Source organism: Actinophytocola sp. (genome assembly GCF_009379765.1).
Classification (GTDB): Bacteria; Actinomycetota; Actinomycetes; order Mycobacteriales; family Pseudonocardiaceae; genus Actinophytocola.
Map to the genome: position 1 here is coordinate 1 of NZ_WHTD01000023.1, position 20,982 is coordinate 20,982.

Consider the following 20,982-nt stretch of genomic DNA (forward strand, 5'->3'; position numbering starts at 1 on the left):
GCCAGACCCGACGTTGCCGCTCAGTCAGATGCGGCTTGACCGCGTCATAGCGGCGTTCGAGAGAATCCATGACCAGGCTCATAGCACAGACCATAAACACCCCGAGACCAAAACCCAAGTTATTTTACTACGAGCCCTAAGAACACACGTCAGGTACGTGACCGCCGGACGGGGTCACGGGCCGTGGCGAGGGCGAGGTGGCTGTGACATCGACCGACAGACCACGGCCGACGCCCGGCGCACCAGCACCGGCCAGTCCTGCCGCATCATCGGCTCCCCGCCGGAGAAGGCCAGTACGACCACGTCGGCGTCGGCGAGTTGGTCGATGACGTCACAGCCTCGTCGGTGGTCAGATCCGCCGAACAGTCAGCCGCCGGCCCGGATGCCGGGTAGCAGTGCAGGCAGCGGGCATTGCACCGGTGCGTAATCTCCCAAGCGAATAGAGCGGGGCGGTGAACACATGCATATCAGCGTCAACCGTGGCCGCGGCGGTCATAGCCGATCACTCCTCAACGTCAGGTGGCGACCGCCGCCGAGTGTTGCTGATATCCGGGGCGACTGACGATCAATTTTCTCTTGACCGAACTAGTGGCGGTCGTGTCACGCCAACGAATTATTCGGTCCTCGTGCGGTCAGCCCGCGTTTCCTTCGGCGAGTGCGGTGGCGAGCAGGATGACGCCGAGTGAGCCGATCAGTGCGGTGATCGAGGCTGCTCTGGCTTTGCCGGGCTGGTGTTTGGCCTGGGCGATGCCATGCAGGGTGGCGGCGACCATGACGAGGGTGAACAGGAGCAGTTTGGCGGCCAGGACGCGGCCGTAGCCGGGTTGGAGGAGTGCGGCCCAGGTGACGCCGTGTTGCCAGGCGAGCAGGACGCCGGTGGTGATCTGGTTGGGCAGGAAGACCGCCATGGTGATGAGCGCGAAGCGCTTGCCCACGGTGCGCAGCAGGCCGGCGCGGTCGGTCGTGGAGAGCATGCGTCGCACGGGCGGTAGCAGGACGATGGTGATGGTGAGTTGTCCGCCGACCCAGATGATGGCGCCGAGGACGTGCAGGAACCGCACGATGGTCCAGATGTCGATCATCGGGGTGGCTCGGTGATGGTGAACAGGCCGTGGGCGCCGTTCTCGGCGTGGCGCATGTCGTGGTCGACGAACGGGTAGTGGCCGGGTTCGGGGAAGGACAGTTCGACGAACCCGCCCTGAGCGGGCGCGAGGTCGAGGACCTGGGCGCCACCGGCGGCGTCGGTGGGTCGCAGCAGGTAGGCGCCTTCGCGGTAGACGGTGTCGAACTGGGCGCCGACGACGTGGAAGGCGGTGGTGTCGCCCGGTCCGGCGTTGACCAGCCAGATCCGGACTCGTTGCCCGGGGCCGGCGGTGAGTGGGGCGTGGTCGTACTGGGCGGCCATGCCGCTGAACATCCACCCGTCCGGCTCGCCGGTGCGGATCTTCTCGACCTGGCTGTCGCTGCCGGGTGTGCCGAGGTAGAGCTGGGAGCTGACCAGCAGGTACTCGTGGTCGACGGAGGGCAGGCCGGGTGGGTCGATGATGACCGCGCCGTACATGCCGTTCGCGATGTGTTGGGACATGGGCATGGTGCTGCAGTGGTAGAGCCAGGCGCCGGCATGGGTCGCGGTGAACCGGTAGACCAGCCGCTCGCCGGGCTCGATGGTGCGCATCGGCTGGTCCGGGGCCAGCGCGCCGGCGTGGAAGTCGATCCCGTGGCCCATGTCGGTGTCGTTGATCAGGGTGACCTCGAACCGGTCGCCGACCCGTCCACGCAGGGTGGGGCCGGGCGCCGTGCCGGCGAAGGTCCATCGCCGCTGACGCACGCCCGGTGCTACCTCGAGGTTCTGTTCGGTGACGCGGAGTTCGACGCGGTGGACAGTCCCGGTCGGTGGTGCGAGCCGGGGGTCGTGGGCCGTCCAGCCTGGTGACGGGTCGGCGGCCAGGTCCAGGGCCGGCGTCCCGGCATCGCTGTTCGTGGTGTCGGTTGGAGTGTGCTGGTGCCCGCCACGGGCCCGGATGGTCATGGTCATGCCGGCGGCGCGGTGCCCGGCCACGGCACACCACGCTTCGCGGTCGCCGCTGATCTCGCCGAGGTCCAGCAAGGCGGTCTCGCCCTGTCGCAACCGGGGTGTGTGCTGGCCGTTGTCGCCGCGCAGGTCGTGCGGCATCGCGTCGTGGTTGGTCACGCGCAGCACCAGCCGGGTGCCCGCTTCGACTTCGACGATGGCCGGTCGTATCCGCATGTCACTGAGGGTCACGTCGACGGTGCGTGCGTCGCCGGGGACCGGTTGGTCGGTGGTCTGTCCGCTGGTGGCCAGAGCGACGGCGAGCACCACCACGGCCAGCCCGGTGACGACACCGGTGACAGTGCCGGTGCCAGTCGTCGTGCGAGTGGTCGCGCCGGTGGTGAGTGCGCCGCGCACGGCCACGGGGACCGCGACTCGCAGGGCCAGCACGACGAAGGCGCCGACGCTGAGGGCACCCAGCGCCCATCCGATCAGCGACAGTTCGGTCGCCGGGACCGCGACGAGGGGAACCGCGACGTTGGCGAGCACCACACGGACCCGCCAACCGCCGGCCAGCGTCTCGGCGATGGCCTTGTGTTCGGCCGGTCCTCGGCCCAGCACGACAGGCAGCAGTTGGGTCAGCGCCCCGACGAGCACCTGTGCGGTGAAGCCGAGCACGAGTACGGGCAGCACCGTGCCGAGGATGTCCGGGAGGGCGTCGACCGACCCGGCGAGGGCCAACCGGAAGGCGTCGAACACCACCGCGACGCCGAGCCAGCCGGTGGCGGCGGCCAGCATCCACGCCGCCGGCCCGGCCGGCCGGCGCGTGCCGACGGCGCGCACCAGTGGGACCGCCACGACGGCGACACCGGCCGCGTAGCACGCCAGGCCGGCGACGGTCAGCCACAGGTTGGCGGCGAGCATGCCGCCGACGGTGAGCGCGAGCCCGGCCGCGAGGGTCGGCAGCGAGCGTCGCGCGGCCGCCGCGGTGCCGTCGGCGATCTGGGTGCCGAGAGTGGTCGGCCACAGGGTGAACAGCGTGCCCAGCACGGAGAACCCGACCCAGCCCAGCAGCGTGACATGGACGTGCGCGGACCACAGTCGGGAATACCACTGGCCAGCGCCCACCGCCAGCCGGGCCCCGAGCACGGCTCCGGCCAGCAGCGCGGCGCTCGCCGCACTGTAGAAGCTGATCAGGTAGCCGAACCGCCCGAACGACGCGGCCTTACGCATCCGCAGCAGGTGCATGGTGTGCACGGCGGCGATCACCGCCACCCCGGCGCCGCCGATCCCGCTGAGCACCGCGATACCGGCGGTGACGCCGACCAGCACGGCAGTGACGAACACGTTCAGCGCGGTCAACCCGAGCGCGAGCCGGCGGGGCGGCGGCCCCGGGACGCGGCACAGTGCCACGACGAAGTGCTCCGACCAGATCACGATTGCGTTGGTGACCGCGCCGAGCAACAGCGCGTGCAGTGCCAGCCAACTCGGCAGACCCAGCGTGTCGTGCGTGGCCAGCAGGACGATGGCGACGGCGAGCCAGCCGAGCACCGCGGCGTTGGCCCACACGAACACCGGTCCTCGTGGGCCGCCGCGCCGCCGCGCCGTTGGGCGTGTTGTTGGGGGAGTGAGGTCGACGAACTGTGTCATGGACGCACCCCGGTGGTGTGAGTGCCTATTTCGTTCACGCCACCGAGGGAACCCCGCCGATCGTGGTACCGGCTAGGGACGTTGGTCCCTCCGGACGAGGGCCGTTGATCGCTGTCCGGCCGTGGGGACTCTCGCGATGCTGGACGTGTTCACCCGCTTGGAGGTGAACCAGCGTGCGACGACGAGTCGGGATGACCATGACCACCACACATCAGACGACGGGCGAGGGAGCTGCGATGAGCCTGCGGACATCAGAGTTGTCCACGGACACCAGTCGGCCAACCACCGGCCGCCGGATGCTGATGCTGAGCCTGGCCACGGTCGGGTTCGCGGTGAACTTCTGGGCGTGGGCCTTGCTGAGCCCGTTGGGGCCGCTGTTCAAGGACGACCTTGGACTGAGTGCGTTTCAGCAGGCGTTGCTGGTCGCGGTGCCGGTGGTGGTCGGGTCGGTCGGGCGGATCCCGGTGGGCGCGTTGACCGACCGGTTCGGTGGGCGGGTGATGTTCTCGGTGGTGTCGGCGGTGACGATCGTGCCGGTGCTGTTCCTCGGCCTGCTCGGGCATTCCTCGCTGGCCGCGCTACTCGTGGGCGGCTTTTTCCTCGGTGTGGGCGGTACCGCGTTCGCGGTGGGGGTGCCGTTCGTCACCGCCTGGTTCCCGCCCGAGCGGCGTGGACTGGCGATCGGGATCTTCGGCGCGGGTATGGGTGGCACGGCCATCAGCGCGCTGACCACGGTCAAGCTGGTCGACGGGTGGGGTGTGGCGACACCGTTCGTGGTGACGGCGGTGGTGCTCGCGGCGTACGCGGTCGTCGCGGCGCTGTGGTTGCGGGACGCGCCGGGACGGGTGGTGCCGACCGAGTCGGTGGGCAAGCGCCTGGCGGACACCGCGCGGTTGCCGATCACGTGGCAGGCGTCGGCGCTGTACGCGGTGGCGTTCGGTGGGTTCGTCGCGTTCTCGGTCTATCTGCCGGCGTACCTGAAGACCGCCTACGGGCTGACTCAGGCCGACGCGGCCAACCGGATGGCCGGGTTCGTGGTGCTCGCGGTCGTGATGCGCCCGGTCGGCGGCTGGCTGTCCGACCGGTTCGGGCCCGTGCGGGTACTGGTCGCCTCGCTCGCCGTGGTGACCGTCGACGCGGCGGTGCAGTCGTTCACCCCGGACCTGATGCCGCTGGGCACGATCGCGTTCCTGACCATGGCCGCCGCGCTCGGCGCCGGCAGTGGCGCGGTGTTCGCGCTGGTCGCCAAGCTCACCCCGAGCAACAAGGTCGGCTCGGTCACCGGGGTTGTCGGCGCGGCCGGCGGGTTGGGCGGGTTCGTGCCGCCGCTGGTGATGGGCGCCCTGTACGGCGCGTTCGCGTCCTACGCGCTGGGGCTGGCCGCGTTGGCCGTGGTCGCGCTCGCCGCCCTGGTGTTTACCGCGACCGCGGTGCGCCGTGCCGCTGGGGCGGAGCATGTGTGAGTACCGCGGTTGCCAGGCACTGGATGCGATCGCCGAGCTGAGCCGTGAGCACGACGAGGTGGTCACCCTGGTCAGCCGGGTGCGGGCCGCGCACACCGTCGGCGACGTCGCCGGCATGGCGGCCGTGGCTCGCCGGATCGCCGCGGTGCTCGGCCCACACACCGCAGTGGAAGAACAGGGCCTGTTCCCGCCCCTGGCCGCCGAGTTCGGTGACCACGTCACCAGCTTGACCACCCAGCACCGGCGGATCGAGGCAATCCTCGCCGAGGCCGCCGACGGAGTACCGGCTGATCCGGCCTGGCCGGTACGGCTGACGGCCGCCATGCGGGTGCTGCGCGAGCACATCCTGGCTGAGCAGGACGGGGTCTTCCCCGCCGCCCTGGCCAACCTCGACGCCGCCGACTGGGAGGCGGTCGACGCCATCCGCGCCCAGGTCGGGACCGTGACACCAGCGCCGACACAGACACCGACGCGCACACCGTGAGTCAACGATCTGCGGCCGCGTCGGTAGGCCACTAGGGTCGCAAATAGCCCTGTCGATCAATCTTGCCCCCGCGATTGCTAGGAGGAGCTGTCGTCGTGAGCACTGAAACCGAACCACCCGCGGGAAAAGCGGACTGGACAGCGAATTGGTCGACGCCTTGGTGCGTACCCGGCGGTTCTTCACCCGTGCCGAGGTTCCGATGATCTGCGGACGTTGCACCAGATCGGTGGGCGGCAGGCCGATGAGTTCTATCGGGACCGGTGGAGTCACGACAGGGTGGCGCGGTCGACGCACGGGGTGAACTGCACGGGTTCGTGTTCGTGGAAGGTGTATGTCAAGGACGGGATCATCACGTGGGAGGAGCAGCAGACCGATTACCCGTCGGTGGGGCCGGACCGGCCGGAGTACGAGCCGCGCGGCTGTCCCCTCGGTGCGGCGTTCTCCTGATACACCTACTCACCCACCCGGGTGCGTTATCCCTACGTGCGGGGTGTGCTGCTGGAGATGTACCGGGAGGCCAAGGCCCGCACGGTGACCCGGTACTCGCCTGGGCGTCCATTGTGGAGGATCCGGAGCCGCGCTCATCGGCGATGGGCTCACCGTCGCCGCACTCACCAACACCTGCCTGATGGGCATGCTGCTCACCAAGCTGCCCTACAACCGCGGCCCGCGCGCGACGTTCCAGACCGTCGTGGCCGCGCTCACCACCGAACGGGCTGAGCGCCATGCTGGTCCTCACACTCGCTGCGGCCGTGCTCATCGGGGTCGCCCTCGGTGTGCTCGGCGGCGGGTCGATCCTCACCGTCCCGATCCTCGTCTACCTCGCCGGGCTCGACGCCAAGCAGGCCATCGCGATGTCCCTGTTCGTCGTCGGCGTCACCAGCGCGCTGGGTGCGATCCCGCACGCTCGCGCCGGCCGGATGGCTGGCGCACCGGGCTGCTGTTCAGCGCCACCGCCATGGCCGGCGCCTACGGCGGCGGCCGGCTCGCCGCGTTCATCCCCGGCACCTGGCTGCTCGCCGGTTTCGTCGTGATGATGCTCGTCACCGCCGTGGCGATGCTCCGCGAACCGCGTGCTCAGCCGCTGAGGTAGCGCCGATGGCACGAGGGTGAGATCCGGTCACCAGGCGAGGGCGGCTGACGATGTTGGTGCGGCGTTCGAGTAGGACGGTGTCGTGGCCAGGTGCCGTTGAGTAAGCGATGCGTTCGCGGATGCCGACGGGTGCGGTAGCCGGCGGTGGGTGGAGGGCGATGCTGGCGCGGTTCTCAGCGAAGATGGCGGTTTGGAGGGTCCACAGGTCGGCGTCGTCGGCGGCAGTCGCCTGGTGGCGGATGAAGGCTTTGCCGATGCCACGGCCGCGGTCGCCGACTGTGACGTGGATGGAGCTCTTGGCGACGTCCGCATGGCACTCGCGGGCGGACATTGGGGAGAGGGCGGTCCAGCCGACGACCTTGCTGTGACGGCGGGGTCGTCAGGCGTTCTCTACTCCCTGCACCTCCTGCAACGACCGCCGATGTTGCCTTCCGGACCCTCACTACGACGAGATCTTGCACGTGTGCCCTGCTCGCCCCGCTGGGGCAGAAGCCAAAGGACGGAACACGTCGAGCATCCGATGGTTTGGGGCAATTGGCCGGTCGGTGTGATTTCACCAGTTGCGCGAGATGTCGCGAAGAGTGGTGTCCGAGGGGGGACTTGAACCCCCACGCCCTTGTCGGGCACTAGCACCTCAAGCTAGCGCGTCTGCCATTCCGCCACTCGGACCAGGTGGGCACAGCGTACTGGACGTCTCGGGCTCGGCGTAACGGGGCGTCGCAATGGTAGGAAGTGCTGGTGAACGAACCGATCGACACCACCACGCTGGCCCAGGACGAGGCCGTTCAGCTCACGAGTGAGCTCATCCGGATCGACACCACCAACACCGGCGAGCCGGACACCACTGTTGGGGAGCGCGTCGCTGCCGAGTACGTGGCCGAGAAGCTCTCCGAGGTCGGTTACGAGGTCACCTATCTCGAGTCCGGGGCCAAGGGGCGCGGGAACGTCTTCGTTCGGCTTCCTGGGGTCGATCGGGACCGGGGGGCACTGCTGGTGCACGGGCATCTGGACGTCGTGCCCGCTGATCCCACCGAGTGGTCCGTTCATCCGTTCTCCGGGGCCGTCCAGGACGGGTACATCTGGGGGCGCGGCGCGGTCGACATGAAGGACATGGTCGGGATGACATTGGCGGTCGCGAGGCGGTTCAAGCGGGACGGGGTCGTGCCGCCTCGGGATCTCGTGTTCGCGTTCGTTGCCGATGAGGAGGCCGGCGGGGCTCTCGGGTCGCAATGGCTTGTGGACAATCGGCGTGATTTGTTCGACGGAGTTACCGAGGCTGTGGGGGAGGTCGGGGGTTTCTCGATCACGCTCGCGGACGACCTGCGGGCTTACACGATCGAGATCGCGGAGAAAGGGATCGCCTGGATGCGGCTGCGCGTGCGGGGGCGCGCGGGGCACGGGTCGATGCTTCATGACGACAACGCGGTCACCAAGCTCGCGGCGGCCGTGGCCCGGCTCGGGGCGCACCAGTTTCCGGTGGTCGTCACCGACTCCGTGCGCGCCTTTCTCGAGTCGATGACGGCGCTCACCGGGCTCGAGTTCGATGAGGATGATCTTCCCGGTTCCGTGGCCAAGCTCGGACCGTTCGCGCGGGTTGTGGGGGCCACGCTGCGTGACACCGCTAACCCGACCATGCTCACGGCCGGCTACAAGGCGAACGTCATCCCGTCCGTCGCCGAGGCCGTTGTGGACTGCCGGGTCCTGCCGGGCCGGGAGACCGCCTTCGAGCGGGAGCTCGACGAGATCCTCGGGCCCGACGTGGAACGCGAGTGGGTCACGCACCTCCCGTCCGTCGAGACGACCTTCGACGGCGCGCTCGTCGACGCGATGACGGCCGCGGTTCAGAGCGAGGACCCCGGCGCGAGGACCATGCCGTACGTGCTCTCGGGCGGCACGGACGCCAAGGCGTTCCACACCCTCGGCATCCGATGCTTCGGGTTCGCACCCCTGCGCCTGCCGCCGGACCTCGACTTCACCGCGCTCTTCCACGGGGTCGACGAGCGCGTCCCGGTGGACGCGGTCCGGTTCGGGACTCGGGTCCTCGACCGGTTCCTGCGCACCTGCTGACCGAACGGCGGATCCCCGGCACGTCCACGTGGTGACGTTGCCGGACCGGGGCACATGCTCCCGCTCGAGGCGCCGGCGCGGATCGTGCCGTGGATCTTCGTACCGATCGGCGACTTGCTGAGAGGTAGTTGAACCTTTTCCGACTTTGGCGCGTACTCTCCGGTGCCCATGGGGGGCGATACTCGACATGCCCGTCTAGTTCGGACATACAGGACCAACCGGAGGAATCGTGCCCGAATTCATCGGCGGACTCCCACTGCACCCGCTCATCGTGCACTTCGTGGTGGTCCTCTTGCCGGTCGCCGTGCTCGGCTCGATCCTGACCGCGATCTGGCCCTGGGTCCGCAAGCGGTTCGGCTGGCTGGCGGTCGCGGCCGCGGCGGTCGGCACGATCCTGGCGCCGATCGCCACCAACAGCGGCACCAAGCTGGAAGCCCGGATCGGCACCAACTCGGGGATCGAGCGACACGCCGAGCTCGGCAACCTGATGGTCTGGTGGGCGCTGGCCCTGTTCGTGGCGGTGACCGCGCTGATGGTCCTGCACACGATGGCCGAGCGCCGCGCGGCCGCCGAGGTGGAGGCCGAGCCCGCGGACGAGCCGGCGGACGGGGGAGTGGCGGTCGCGACCGCCACGAGGAAGGCCACCAGCCAGACGGTCGCCATGCTCGTGGCGATCGTGGCCACGGTGGGCCTCGCGGTCGGCACCGGCATCCATGTCTACCGCGTGGGCGACGCCGGGGCGCGCCTCGTATGGGACTTCGTCGAGAAGAACCCGCCCGCGAACGGCGGGTGAGCGGGAGCTACGTGCTCAGTCCGGGCAGGAGGCCGACGGTACGACGACGCTTGAGCAGCACCCGTCGGCTTCCGTCCGAGTAGAGCCGCACGTTCGACAGCTCCCAACCGGCGAACTCGGCGTGGATGGACAGTTGCGTGGCCGCCGCGCGCCGCGACACTCCGGGCGGGAGTCGCAACGGCCGGTACTCCCAGTCCCCGTCGATCACCCCGTCTGCACTCATACTGCAATCACCTGAATTCCCTTTCCAGTCGCGGACGCGACCACCACGCGCCCGCTGTCCGGGTCCACGGCCACGGTGTCGGGCTGCTCGACCGTCGGGAAGCGGAACTTCTCCTCCGGCTGCCCGTCCGCCACGTCGAACCCGACTACCTCGTTCGTGCCGGTGAGCGTCACCCACACGAGATCCCGCTTCGCGTCGTAGGCGAGCCCGTACGGCGCGCCGTCGACGGGGTATCGCTGCCGCATCAGCAGCGGGTCCAGCGAGAACGCCAGCAGCGCGCCCCCGCGGGTGTCGGCGACCAGGACCCGGCCGAACCGGTCGGTCACCGCGTTGGTCGCGCCCTCGCCGGTACGCAGCCCCTCGTCGACGGTGCCCGCCGAGACGTCGAGCTCGAACAGGGCGTTGCGCAGCCGGTCGAACACGACCGCGTTCTTGCCGGTGGAGAGCACCTGGTCGGCGCTGTAGAGGCCGCCGGAGATCATCCGGTAGACCTTGTCGCCGCCGAGGACCGCGACGGCCTTGCGGTCGCGAACCGCCACCAGGGTCCGGTCGCCCAGCGACGCGGCGCTCACCGGCTCGCCGCGGATCGGCGCCTTCGTGGTCGTCCCGTCCGGGAGCGTGATCCGGACGAGCTGACCGGCCGAACCGGACGCGGCGAGCAGCGGACCGTCCGGGCCGGCCAGCGAGAGCGTGTCGGCGGGGCCGGGCAGCGCGACCCGGGTCGGGTCGGCGAGGGCGTCGGTGTCGAGCCGGTAGAGCAGCACGGACGGCGGCTCGTCGACGGCGACCGCGAGCAGCCGGTGCTCGGCGTCGACCACCATCGAGGTCGGGGTGCCGGGCAGCGCGCTCACCGTGCCGGCGGGCTTCACCGACGCCGTGGGCGAGTGAGCCGCGGTGGCCGCGGTCGGGTTGTCCGACACCATCAACTCGTCGCTGGGCTCCCCTGAGGAGCAACCCGCCGCCGCGGCACAGCTCACGAGCACCACGGCCATCATGCGACGCAACATCGACCTCCGACACGTCCGCCGGCCCGGGACGGTGTGCCGCACGGTGGCCGAACACCCTGCGTCACGCCGTTGGGACGTTCCTTCCAGCATGCTCCAATACCGGCCGGGACGCTAACCCCTGTTTCGGGGTCTCGGCGGGCGGGGGCCGACTACGGCGTGTCAGCGCAGCGGGCGGATCGGGACGGTCACGACGGCCGCGGGTTCGGCAGGCCGAGCCCGGCGGTGCTGATCACGGTATCGCCGTGCTCGTCGAGGTCGCCGGTGACCACGCCGACGACGAGGACCTCCAGGCGGCGGCGTGCGCCATCCACGTCGCGCCGAACCGGTCGGGATGACGCTCGATGTGGTCGTCGAGCCGGGTCGTGGTGTCGGGCGCGCGCTCCTTCCAGCCGTCCTCGGGCGCGCCGAGGACCATGGTCGGCACCGCGACGGCCGACAGCAGCGGCGACCGGGGAGTGCCGTCGTCGTCGGCGTCCTGGCTCGTGCCGACTGGACGGGACCGCCGGGCGATCCGGTTGCTTCTCCTCGTCAGTGCCGCCGCACCAGGCCGCTCCCGAGGTCGTAGACGGCCGCGACGACGTGGACGCCGTGCTCGGTGACCGCGGTGTCGATCGTGGGGGAGCGGCGGGGCAGCTCCTCGGCCACCCGCAGCGCCTGGTTGCGGACGCACGCTGCGACGAACTCGCGCTCGGTCGGCTGCGGCGGCGTGGCGCGCACGGTCGCCTCGACGGCCCGCGCCACGGTGCTCACCGAGCCGGTGACCTCACTGGTGCCCCGGACCAGGTCGATCGCCGCCTTCACCGCGCCGCACTCGGCGTGACCGAGGACCACCACCAGTGGCACGTGCAGGTGCTCGACGGCGTACTCGATGCTCCCGACGACGCCGTCGTCGAGCATCTCGCCGATCGCGCGGACGGTGAACAGGTCGCCGAGGCCCTGGTCGAACAGCAGCTCGGCGGGCGCCCGGGAGTCCGCGCAGCCGACCACGCAGGCGAACGGCTCCTGGCCGGCGACCAGGCTCCGCCGGTAGGCCGGGTCCTGGCGCGGGTGGGCCTGCCGACCGGCGGCGAAGCGGGCGTTGCCGGCGACCAGCCGGGCCCACGGGTCACCGGTCGCACGAGCAGGGGCGGCGACGGCGGGGGCCGAGGCGCCGACGACGACGCCCGCCGCGGCGGCGGTGCCGATGGCCAGCAGCGAGCGACGGCTCAAGTTCGCATACTTCATACAACATACAATTCCGACGCTTTGCGATCTTGGCGAGTGGTCGAACCGACGATCAGCCGAACGGCGTAACCACCCTCACGGAGCGTCAACTGAGCCGGGTCTCCGGATAGCCGAGCTCGATGTCGCTCACGTCGTCCAGGGCCGCCCGGATCGCGGACGGCAGCGTCAGCTCCTCGGACACCAGCGAGCCGAGCAGCTGGCCCGTGTCCCGCGCGCCCACGACCGCGGACGCCACCCCGGGCCGGTCGCGCACCCAGGCCAGCGCCACCGACAGGGGAGAGGTGGCGAGCCCGTCGGCCGCGGTGACGACGGCCTGCACGATCCGCGCCGCGCGCTCGTTGCGGTGGTGCTCGACGTAGGGCCCGAAGTGGGTGGTCGCGCCGCGCGAGTCGGCCGGCGTCGCCGCGCGGTACTTGCCGGTGAGCACCCCCCGACCGAGCGGCGCCCAGGCCAGCAGGCCGATCCCGTGGTGGTCGGCCGCCGGGCCGGCCTCCCGCTCGAGGCCGCGCTCGAGCAGCGAGTACTCCATCTGCGTGCTCACCAGTGGCGCGCCGAACGGCTTCGACCGCTGGATCGTGGCGGCGGTGGCGAGCTGCCAGCCGCTGTAGTTCGACACACCGGCGTAGCGGACCTTGCCACTGGTCACCGCCGCGTCCACGGCCGCGAGCGTCTCCTCGATGTGCACCGCCGGGTCCCACGCGTGCAGCTGCCACAGGTCGATGTGGTCGACGCCGAGCCTGCGCAGCGACCCGTCGAGCGCGGTGAGCAGCGCGCCCCGGGACGCGCCGCCGCCGAACGGCCCCTCGTCGCGGCGGGCCACCGCCTTGGTGGCGAGTACGACGTCCTGCCGCGGCACGAGGTCGTCGAGGAGCGTGCCGAGGATGCGCTCGGCCTCGCCGTCGTTGTAGACGTCGGCGGTGTCCACCAGGGTGCCGCCCAGGTCGGCGAACGCGACCAGTTGGCTGGCGGCCTCGTCGGCGTCGGTGTCCTGGCCCCAGGTCATGGTCCCCAGACCGATCCTGGACACGCGCAGCCCGCTGTGCCCGAGGTGTCGTTGCTCCACCCGGGGAAGACTAAGCGGGAGCTCCCGTTCTCGCTGGCAGACTCCCCGAACGCGTGGCCGCGACCACAGTTGGCACTGAGCCAACTATCGGTAAGGTCAGCGAATGCGACTGGGACTGAACCTGGGCTACTGGGGCGCCGGCAACGACGCCAACAACCTCGAGCTGGCCAAGGAGGCGGACCGCCTCGGGTACTCGGTCGCGTGGGCCGCCGAGGCCTACGGCTCCGACGTGCCGACGGTGCTCGCGTGGGTGGCCGCGCACACGTCGCGGATCGACGTCGGCAGCGCGATCCTGCAGATCCCCGCGCGGCAGCCGACGATGGCCGCGATGACCGCCGCGACCCTCGACACGCTCTCCGGCGGGCGGTTCCGCCTGGGCCTGGGCGTGTCCGGACCGCAGGTGTCCGAGGGCTGGTACGGCGTCAAGTTCGACAAGCCGCTCGCCCGCACCCGCGAGTACGTGGAGATCGTCAAGCAGGCGTTGCGCCGCGAGCGGGTCTCCTTCCAGGGCAAGCACTTCACGCTGCCGCTGCCGGACGGGCCGGGCAAGCCGCTGAAGCTCACCGCGCACCCGGTGCGCGATCGCATCCCGATCTACCTCGCCTCGATCGGCCCGAAGAACCTGCGGCTGACCGGTGAGATCGCGGACGGCTGGCTCGCGATCTTCTACTCCCCGGAGTACGCGCACGAGTCGCTCGAGCTGATCCGGCAGGGTCGGGAGAAGGTGGGCAAGACGCTCGAGGGCTTCGACGTCGTGCCGACCTCGCCGCTCGTGGTCGGCGACGACTGGAAGGCCGCCGCGGACACCGTGCGGCCGTACTCGGCGCTCTACGTCGGCGGCATGGGCAGCCGCGAGCAGAACTTCTACAACAACCTCGCCTGCCGGATGGGCTACGAGGCGGAGGCGGCCGAGGTGCAGAACCTGTACCTCGCGAAGGACTACGCGGGCGCCGCGGCGAAGGTGCCGCTGGGCTTCATCGACTCGACGTCGCTGCTCGGACCGCGGGAACGTATCGCCGAGCAGATGCGGAAGCTCGCCGAGTCGGGGGTCACCACGTTGACGGTTTCCCCGGTGCTGCAAGATCTCGAGCACAGCATCGCGGCCCTGCGCGTCGCGGTGGAGGCTCTGGACAAGGCAGGTGTCGGCGACTGACCGGGTGGTGAGCCCGGCTCGCCGACCTGATGACGAGGACAGTTCTTGACAACCACGATCAGTGTCCTTGACTCGGTCATTCTCGGCGTCGTCGAAGGGCTCACCGAGTTCCTCCCGGTCTCCTCGACCGGCCACCTCAAGATCACCGAGGGGTTCCTCGACATCCCCGTGGACGACCCGGCCGTCGTCGGGTTCACCGCGGTGATCCAGGTCGGCGCGATCGCGGCCGTGCTGGTCTACTTCTTCGGCGACATCGTCCGGCTCGCCCGGGCCTGGGGGCGTGGCCTGGTCAACCCGGCGGCCCGCGCCGAGCACGACTACAAGTTCGCCTGGTGGATCGTCTTCGCCACCATCCCGATCGTCGTCGTCGGCATCCTCGCCCAGTCACTGATCAAGGGCCCCCTCGCGTCGCTGTGGATCGTGGCCGGCTCGCTGATCGTCGGCAGCGGGGTCATGTGGCTCGCCGAGCGGCTGGGCACCCAGAAGCGCGGCGAGAAGGAGGTCACGTTCGCCGACGCGATGCTGGTCGGCTCCTCGCAGATCCTCGCGATGCTGTTCCCCGGCTTCTCCCGCTCCGGCGCGACGATCTCCACCTCGCTGCTGCTCGGCCTGGACCGGGTCACCGCGACCCGGCTGTCGTTCTTCCTGTCGATCCCGGCGCTCACCGGCGCGGGCATCTACGAGCTCAAGGACGCGATGGGGGCGGGCGTCGGCGCGGCGCCGCTGATCGTCGGCACGGTGGTGTCGTTCGTCGTCGCCTACGCCTCGGTCGCGTGGCTGCTGCGGTTCGTGGCCCGGCACAGCATCAACGGGTTCGGCATCTACCGGGTGGTCATCGGCTTGGCCTTGTTCGGGCTGCTGTTCGGCAACGTCCTCGAGCCGTGACCGTCCGGGCCGCACCGTAGGGTCGACGCCGTGGCCACCGTCGTACTGCTCAGACATGCCCGCTCCACCGCCAACGGCTCCGGCGTCCTCGCCGGGCGCTCACCGGGGGTGGAGCTCGACGAGAGCGGGCGCAAGCAAGCCGACGCGCTGGTGGACCGCCTCGCGCAGGTGCCGCTCGCCGAGATCGTGTGCTCGCCGCTGCTGCGTTGCCAGCAGACCGTCACGCCGCTGGCGAAGGCACGCGACCTGGCGCCGGTCACCGAGGACTCCCTGTCCGAAGTGGACTACGGGGCCTGGACCGGCAGGGAGCTCAAGACCCTGTTCAAGGAGACGCTCTGGTCGGTGGTCCAGCAGCACCCGTCGGCCGCGGTGTTCCCGGAGGGCGAGGGCCTCGCGCAGGTCCAGACCAGGGCCGTGGCCGCGGTGCGGGCGCATGACGCGCGCATATCCGCCGCCCACGGACCGAAGGCCGTGTGGCTCCTGTGCAGCCACGGCGACGTCCTCAAGGCGATCATCGCCGACGCGCTCGGCCAGCATCTCGACACCTTCCAGCGCATCGTCGTGAACCCGGCCTCGGTCTCCGTGGTCCAGTACACCGAGACCAGGCCCTTCGTGCTCCGGATGAATGACAACGGGGGCGAGCTGGCCAGCATCGTGCCGCGCGAGGCGGAACCGGCCGCCGACGAACCGCCCGCCGGCGACGCCGTGCCGGGGGGGTGACCGGTCGCTCCGCGTGACAGGTTTCCGACACCCCTCACGATCTGGGTGAAACCACCGAGGAACGTCCGACGACTGTGCCAATATCTGGTCACCATTTGTGCTCCGCCGCGGCGGACCTTCGAGGAGTTGTGATGACACAGCCATACGGCCAGCAGCCCGGCGACCAGGGTCAGCCCGGCGGCCAGGGTCAGCCCGGCGGCCAGGGCCAGCCCGGCGGCCAGTATCCCGGCAGCGGTGGTTTCCAGCAGCCGGGTGGGCAGCAGCAGTACCCGGGTAGCGGCGGCTTTCCGCAGGCCCCGCAGGCGCCGGGCTACCAGCAGGGCTACGGCGGCATGCCGGCCGCGCCCCAGGAGTACGGCGGCGGCCCGGTCGGCCGTCCGGGTGGTACCACGGCGGCGGCCGTGCTGGCGTTCGTCCAGGCGGGCATCACGCTGATCACCACCGGCATCCTGATGATCGCGCTCGCCGCGCTCCAGGACCTCGCCGACGGCGCGGAGGAGACGGCCGGCGGCATCGCGCTGAGCGGCGCGCTCGGCGAGTTCTGGGCCGTCTCGATCGTGCAGCTCATCGGCGTCGGCCTGCTCATCGCCGGTGGTGTGAAGGTCCTGGGCGGCTCGGCCGCGAACCTGTTCCTCGTCAGCGTCGGCCTGCAGATCGTGCTGTGCGTCTACTGGCTGATCCGCATCGTCACGAACGAGGGCAGCCCGCTGGTGCCGCTGATCCTGATCGTCATGCCGATCATCGCGCTGGCCATGGCGCTCAGCGCCGCCAACAAGGAGTACGTGCGGTACAAGAGCGGTCGCGCCGCCTGATTCCACCGGGGCTGGGGGCGCTCGGCAAGCCACGACCACACTGCCGTGGGGCGGCGGCGGGCTCCCTCAGCCTCAGCGGGCGAGCAGCTCCAACTGGGCGAGGGTGACCGTCGGCGCGCCGGTGTTCTCCGTGATGTCCAGCCGGTAGTGGGTGTACACGCCCGGGTCGGCCACCGCGAACGCCCTGGTCTGCCGGCGCCACGGGAACGTCTCCCGCGTCCGCTCGTCCAGCACGACCCAGTCCTCGCCGTCGGTCGATCCGCGCAGTGTCCAGCTGCGCGGGTCGTCCTGGCGGGTGCCCGAGGTGAGCGTGTAGTACCGCACGGTCGCGCCCTCGTCGCCGGACATGCGGAAGCCCACCCACGCGGTCGGCGTCTTGAACACGACCTGGGTGCGGCTCGTGTCGTCGAACAGCGCCGCCACCTTGACGCCCTCGCTGCCCTCCGCGTGCCCGTCGACGGCACGGGTGATGTCGACCATCGTCCGCGGCGGCGCGTCGGCGGTCGTGATCGACGGCGGCAGCGCCTCCACCCCGCCGGCCCAGTCGGTCGGCTCGGGGCCCATCTGGAAGTCGAGCACGGCGCCGTTCGCGACCAGCGCGTGCGGCAGGTACGCCTTGTCGTAGGACGACCCGTTGACCCGCAGGGCCTGCACGTAGACGTTCGTGGGGCTGTTGTTCGGCGCGTTGACCACGATCTCGTTGCCGTTGGCCAGCGTGACGGTCGCCTTGCGGAACAGCGGCGAGCCGATCACGTAGTCCGGGCTGCCGACCCGCAGCGGGTAGAACCCGAGCGCGCCGAACAGCCACCACGCCGACATCTCGCCGTTGTCCTCGTCGCCGAGGTAGCCCTGGCCGATCTCGCTGCCGGTGTAGAGCCGGGCCAGCACCTCACGCACCTTCTCCTGGGTGCGCCACGGCATCCCGGCGTAGGCATACATGTAGGGGATGTGGTGCGAGGGCTGGTTGCTGTGCCCGTACTGGCCCATCCGCACGTCCCGGGCCTCGGCCATCTCGTGGATCGACCGCCAGTACCTCCCGCGCGCCCGGCCGGTCTCCTGGGTGGTGAAGAACTCGTCGAGCTTCGTGCCGAGCGCGGTCCGGCCGCCGACGAGTGCGGCGAGCCCGGCCCCGTCGTGCGGCACGCTGAACGCGGTGTTCCAGCCGTTGGTCTCCACGTAGTCCCCGCCCCAGGCGCGCGGGTCGTAGGAGTTGGCCGAGTGCCGCCAGCGGCCGTTCTCCTTGCGCCCCTGGAAGAAGCCGGTGCTCGGGTCGAACGAGTGGACGTAGTTCAGCGCCCGGTCCATGAAGTACTCGTGCTGTTCCTTGTCGCCGAGCGCCTGGGCGAGCTGCGCGATGCCGAAGTCGTTGACGCAGCCCTCGAGCGTCCAGGACAGGCCCGACCCGGTCGAGGTCGGCGTGTAGCCGAGGAAGACCGACCGGCGGAGGCCCTTGCGGCCGACCGCGCCCGAGGGCGGGGCGACGGTGGCGTTGCGCACCGCGGCCTCGTAGGCGACCTGGACGTCGAAGCCGCGCACGCCCTTGAGGTAGGCGTCGGCGAACGCGACGTCGGAGCTGGTGCCGGTCATGAGGTCGGCGTGGCCGGGAGAGGACCAGCGCGCGGTCCACCCGCCGTCCTGGTACTGCCGCAGGAACCCGGCGACGAGCTCACCGCAGTGGGCGGGGTCGAGCAGCGCGTAGGCCGGCCAGGTGGTGCGGTAGGTGTCCCAGAACCCGTTGTTCACATACGCCCGCCCGGGCACGAGCACCGCGCCGGTCTGGGTGGGCGTGTTCTTCTTGGCCGGGCCCACGAACGGGCTCGCGTAGGCCAGGGTCGGCCGGTCCTCGGTGCCGGTGTTCTCGTGGATGCCGTTGGGGTAGAGGTGCAGCCGGTAGAGGTTGGAGTAGAGGGTGACGAGCTGGTCCTCGGTCGCACCCTCGACCTCGACGCGGCCGAGCCGGGCGTCCCACGCCTGCGCCGCGCGCTCGCGGACGGTCTCGAAAGTGTCCTCGTCCGCGATCTCCTGCCACAGGTTGCGCTTGGCCTGCGCCACGCTGATCAGCGAGGTGGCGACCCGCATCGTGACGACGGTCCGGCCGGCCGGGTCGGGCTCGAACCGCAGGTAGCCGGAGACCTTGCGGGACAGGCCGCGCCAGAGCTTGCCGCTGGCGGCGATCGCCCGGTCGAAGGTGGCGTGGACGAACATCCTGGTCGCGCCGGCGGACAGTCCACTTCGGACGTCCGTGTAGCCGGACACGGTGCCGCCCACCGGGTCCAGGGTCAGCCGGCCGCGCCGGTTGACGTTGTCGAAGATCAGGTTGGCGTCCTCGCCGGGGAAGGTGAACCGCAGCAGCGCCGCGTGGTCGGTCGGCGCGACGTCGGCGCGGATGCCGTTGGTGAACCGCACGCCGTAGTGGTGCGGCAGCGCGATCTCGTTGGCGTGCCGGAAGGTCAGCGCGCGGGCGCGGCGGCCCGCCCGGGGCCTGCGGACCGCGTTCGAGGGCAGCACCTGAAAGGTCTGCCGGTCGCCCATCCACGGGCTGGGCTGGTGGCTCACCGACAGCGCCTGCAGCGCCGGCAGGTTCCGGTCGTTGTTGGCCCGCTGGTAGGTGTAGATCCAGTCCAACCGGCCGGCGTCGGTGACCGGGGTCCAGAAGTTGAACCCGTGCGGCACGGCGGTCGCCGGGAAGGTGTTGCCGCGCGAGTACCCCTTGGTCGAGTTGCTGCCGCGGGTGGTGACGACGTACTCGGCGGGCCTGCGCGACTCGGGCCTCGGCTTGTCGGCGATCGCGATGTCGTCCACCCAGCCGGCGAACTCCGCGGGCCCGGTCGTGTTCTCGTAGCCGAGCAGCACCTTGACGACGACCTTGCCCTCGGCGACCGCGCCGATCCGCACCGAGCGGTGGTTCCACTGGTTGGGCGCGAGCGCCTTGGACTCGCCCTGCGCGCGCGGCGTCAGCGAGAACCCGAGCTGGTCGGTGACGCCGAGCTCGGAGAGCAGCGTGCCGTCGTCGAAGGCCAGGTCGACGGCCACGAACGTGCTCGGGTGGCGCAGGTCGTCGCCGAGCAGGTCGGGATGGATCACGTAGGAGAGCTCGGTGTCCCGCGCGACGAGCATGTCGACGAGGAACAGCTTGTTCACCACGTGCGCGGCCTCGCGGCCGGTGTGCGAGCCCTGGTAGCGCAGCGCCCGGATGCCGGTGAACCCGACGCCGACCTTGCCGGTGTAGGGCTTGCCAGGGCCACCGCCCTCCCGGGTGCTCATGGTCGCGCCGTCGGATCTCGGCCGGTTGTCCCGGCCGATGTCGACGACGTCGATCCACGTCAGCGGGGGATCGACGTTCTCGAACGAGGAGAAGAAGCCCCGAGCACTCATTTCCGCGACGCTCCTCACAGGGTTGGACTGCCGCCGGTGGCGCATGATCCTAGAGACCCCGAAGGAGGCACCCATGCACCCGGCCCGCCGACTGTGGACCGCACTGGAGCCACTGCACGACGTCGTGTACTTCGCCCCGGAGGTCCGGGACACCGGAAAGGGCCTCGGCCTGCGGGGTTTCTGGATGACCTACTTCGCGTTCCGGGCGGCGCCGTTCGGGCCGGTCGGGGCGGGTGCGGTGGTCGCCACGTTCGCCGGGTTCGAGCCGTCGATGGTGGCCAAGGCGGTGCCCGACGCGTGGTCGCGGACCACCCCGGCGCGGTGCTTGGCGGCCCGCTCGGAGGTGGCGGTGGCGGTGTTGCGGAAGGTAGGGGTGTCCGAGCAGGCGTGTGCCGAGGCGGTCGGCGCGCTGGCGCCGGTGGCGGCGTCGGCCGACGCGACCGGGCGGGCGCTGTACGCGGCGAACGCGGAGCTGCCGCTGCCGGAGGACCCGGTCGCCGCGTTGTGGCAGCTGGCGACGACGTTGCGCGAGCACCGCGGCGACGGGCACGTCGCGGCGCTGCTGACGGCCGGGGTGTCGGGGCTGGAGGCGTTGTTGCTGCAGGTCGGCCTCGGGAAGTTCCCGGACCGGCTGATGCGCACGGTGCGCGGCTGGTCCGAGGACGCGTGGGCCGCCGCGGCGGACGGGCTCCGGTCGCGCGGGCTGCTCGCCGCCGACGGGACGCTCACCGAGGCGGGCGCCGACCTGCTCGAGTCGGTGGAGGTGGCGACCGACGAGCGGGCGTGGAGCGGCGCCCTCTCCCCACTCGGGTCCGACGGGGTCGAGCAGGTGGTGGCGGTGCTGCGGCCGTCGGTGGTGACCCTGTGGTCCTCGGGCGTGCTGCCGGACCTGAACCCGACCGGGCTGCCGCCGCAACTCGCTTGACCTCGACCTCGGTCGACCTCCTACCTTGTCGGCA

At 70.8% G+C, this 20,982-nt stretch carries 19 protein-coding genes, 1 tRNA gene and 2 pseudogenes; 12 read left to right on the plus strand and 10 right to left on the minus strand.

What is annotated here, in order from left to right; translation table 11 throughout:
- Positions 1–632: 632 nt before the first annotated feature.
- Entirely contained in the window at positions 633–1,082 is a 450-nt protein-coding gene (locus GEV28_RS09645; protein ID WP_291410833.1) for a hypothetical protein, read from the minus strand.
- Positions 1,079–3,661 carry a multicopper oxidase domain-containing protein gene (locus GEV28_RS09650; protein ID WP_291410835.1) on the minus strand — a complete coding sequence of 861 codons (2,583 nt, stop codon included), beginning with the start codon at positions 3,659–3,661 and terminating at the stop codon, positions 1,079–1,081. The genes GEV28_RS09645 and GEV28_RS09650 overlap by 4 nt, the downstream gene beginning before the upstream one ends.
- 296 nt (positions 3,662–3,957) lie before the next feature.
- On the opposite strand from GEV28_RS09650, the gene GEV28_RS09655 reads away from it, so the two are divergent.
- The 5 genes and pseudogenes from GEV28_RS09655 to GEV28_RS09675 all read left to right on the plus strand — a co-directional run bounded on the left by GEV28_RS09655 (position 3,958) and on the right by GEV28_RS09675 (position 6,701).
- Positions 3,958–5,124, plus strand: coding sequence for an MFS transporter (locus GEV28_RS09655; protein WP_291410837.1), 1,167 nt, complete (start codon positions 3,958–3,960; stop codon positions 5,122–5,124).
- Positions 5,117–5,608, plus strand: a complete 492-nt coding sequence (locus GEV28_RS09660; protein WP_291410839.1) for a hemerythrin domain-containing protein — start codon at positions 5,117–5,119, stop codon at positions 5,606–5,608. Before GEV28_RS09655 ends, GEV28_RS09660 begins: the two co-directional genes overlap by 8 nt.
- 133 nt (positions 5,609–5,741) lie before the next feature.
- Positions 5,742–6,183, plus strand: a pseudogene (locus GEV28_RS09665) (nitrate reductase subunit alpha); the annotation flags it as partial.
- A 150-nt stretch (positions 6,184–6,333) separates the two neighbouring features.
- Positions 6,334–6,471 (plus strand): annotated as a pseudogene (locus tag GEV28_RS09670) (sulfite exporter TauE/SafE family protein); the annotation flags it as partial.
- A gap of 95 nt (positions 6,472–6,566) precedes the next feature.
- Entirely contained in the window at positions 6,567–6,701 is a 135-nt protein-coding gene (locus GEV28_RS09675; protein WP_291410841.1) for a hypothetical protein, read from the plus strand.
- Here GEV28_RS09675 and GEV28_RS09680 read toward each other — a convergent pair.
- Together GEV28_RS09680 and GEV28_RS09685 are read right to left on the minus strand one after the other, a co-directional pair.
- A complete protein-coding gene (locus GEV28_RS09680) occupies positions 6,652–7,032 on the minus strand; it encodes a hypothetical protein (RefSeq protein WP_291410958.1) in 381 nt (126 codons plus the stop codon). The two genes, GEV28_RS09675 and GEV28_RS09680, sit on opposite strands and share 50 nt — an antisense overlap.
- Positions 7,033–7,283: 251 nt before the next feature.
- Positions 7,284–7,370: transfer RNA gene (locus GEV28_RS09685), tRNA-Leu, on the minus strand.
- A 63-nt stretch (positions 7,371–7,433) separates the two neighbouring features.
- Here GEV28_RS09685 and GEV28_RS09690 point away from each other — a divergent pair.
- The gene (locus tag GEV28_RS09690) at positions 7,434–8,768 is read left to right on the plus strand and encodes a M20/M25/M40 family metallo-hydrolase (protein ID WP_291410843.1); all 1,335 of its coding nucleotides are present in this window, start codon (positions 7,434–7,436) and stop codon (positions 8,766–8,768) included.
- Between the two features lie 229 nt (positions 8,769–8,997).
- Positions 8,998–9,561, plus strand: coding sequence for a DUF2231 domain-containing protein (locus GEV28_RS09695; RefSeq protein WP_291410845.1), 564 nt, complete (start codon positions 8,998–9,000; stop codon positions 9,559–9,561).
- A 7-nt stretch (positions 9,562–9,568) separates the two neighbouring features.
- Here GEV28_RS09695 and GEV28_RS09700 read toward each other — a convergent pair whose 3' ends face one another.
- The 5 genes from GEV28_RS09700 to GEV28_RS09720 form a co-directional block, all read right to left on the minus strand.
- Positions 9,569–9,784 carry a DUF5703 family protein gene (locus GEV28_RS09700; protein ID WP_291410847.1) on the minus strand — a complete coding sequence of 72 codons (216 nt, stop codon included), beginning with the start codon at positions 9,782–9,784 and terminating at the stop codon, positions 9,569–9,571.
- Positions 9,781–10,791 (minus strand): hypothetical protein, encoded by a 1,011-nt coding sequence (locus GEV28_RS09705; protein WP_291410849.1) that lies wholly within the window; start codon positions 10,789–10,791, stop codon positions 9,781–9,783. Before GEV28_RS09705 ends, GEV28_RS09700 begins: the two co-directional genes overlap by 4 nt.
- 229 nt (positions 10,792–11,020) lie before the next feature.
- Complete coding sequence (locus GEV28_RS09710; RefSeq protein ID WP_291410851.1) at positions 11,021–11,206, minus strand: hypothetical protein; 186 nt, start codon at positions 11,204–11,206, stop codon at positions 11,021–11,023.
- Between the two features lie 113 nt (positions 11,207–11,319).
- Complete coding sequence (locus tag GEV28_RS09715; RefSeq protein WP_291410853.1) at positions 11,320–12,015, minus strand: carbonic anhydrase; 696 nt, start codon at positions 12,013–12,015, stop codon at positions 11,320–11,322.
- Between the two features lie 85 nt (positions 12,016–12,100).
- Positions 12,101–13,078 carry an aldo/keto reductase gene (locus GEV28_RS09720; RefSeq protein ID WP_291410855.1) on the minus strand — a complete coding sequence of 326 codons (978 nt, stop codon included), beginning with the start codon at positions 13,076–13,078 and terminating at the stop codon, positions 12,101–12,103.
- Positions 13,079–13,181: 103 nt separating this feature from the next.
- Between GEV28_RS09720 and GEV28_RS09725 the strand changes: the two genes are divergently transcribed.
- The 4 genes from GEV28_RS09725 (at position 13,182) to GEV28_RS09740 (ending at position 16,648) form a co-directional block, all read left to right on the plus strand.
- Entirely contained in the window at positions 13,182–14,231 is a 1,050-nt protein-coding gene (locus tag GEV28_RS09725; RefSeq protein ID WP_291410857.1) for an LLM class F420-dependent oxidoreductase, read from the plus strand.
- 45 nt (positions 14,232–14,276) lie between these two features.
- Positions 14,277–15,116, plus strand: a complete 840-nt coding sequence (locus GEV28_RS09730; protein WP_291410859.1) for an undecaprenyl-diphosphate phosphatase — start codon at positions 14,277–14,279, stop codon at positions 15,114–15,116.
- A gap of 30 nt (positions 15,117–15,146) precedes the next feature.
- On the plus strand, positions 15,147–15,836 hold the full coding sequence (locus GEV28_RS09735; RefSeq protein ID WP_291410861.1) for a histidine phosphatase family protein: 690 nt from the start codon (positions 15,147–15,149) through the stop codon (positions 15,834–15,836).
- A gap of 131 nt (positions 15,837–15,967) precedes the next feature.
- Positions 15,968–16,648, plus strand: a complete 681-nt coding sequence (locus GEV28_RS09740) for a hypothetical protein (protein ID WP_291410863.1) — start codon at positions 15,968–15,970, stop codon at positions 16,646–16,648.
- A 72-nt stretch (positions 16,649–16,720) separates the two neighbouring features.
- On the opposite strand, the gene GEV28_RS09745 is transcribed toward GEV28_RS09740, so the two are convergent.
- Positions 16,721–20,023 carry a GH92 family glycosyl hydrolase gene (locus GEV28_RS09745; protein ID WP_291410865.1) on the minus strand — a complete coding sequence of 1,101 codons (3,303 nt, stop codon included), beginning with the start codon at positions 20,021–20,023 and terminating at the stop codon, positions 16,721–16,723.
- A 73-nt stretch (positions 20,024–20,096) separates the two neighbouring features.
- Here GEV28_RS09745 and GEV28_RS09750 point away from each other — a divergent pair, with 73 nt between their 5' ends.
- On the plus strand, positions 20,097–20,948 hold the full coding sequence (locus GEV28_RS09750) for a hypothetical protein (protein ID WP_291410867.1): 852 nt from the start codon (positions 20,097–20,099) through the stop codon (positions 20,946–20,948).
- The last annotated feature ends 34 nt before the right edge of the window (positions 20,949–20,982 follow it).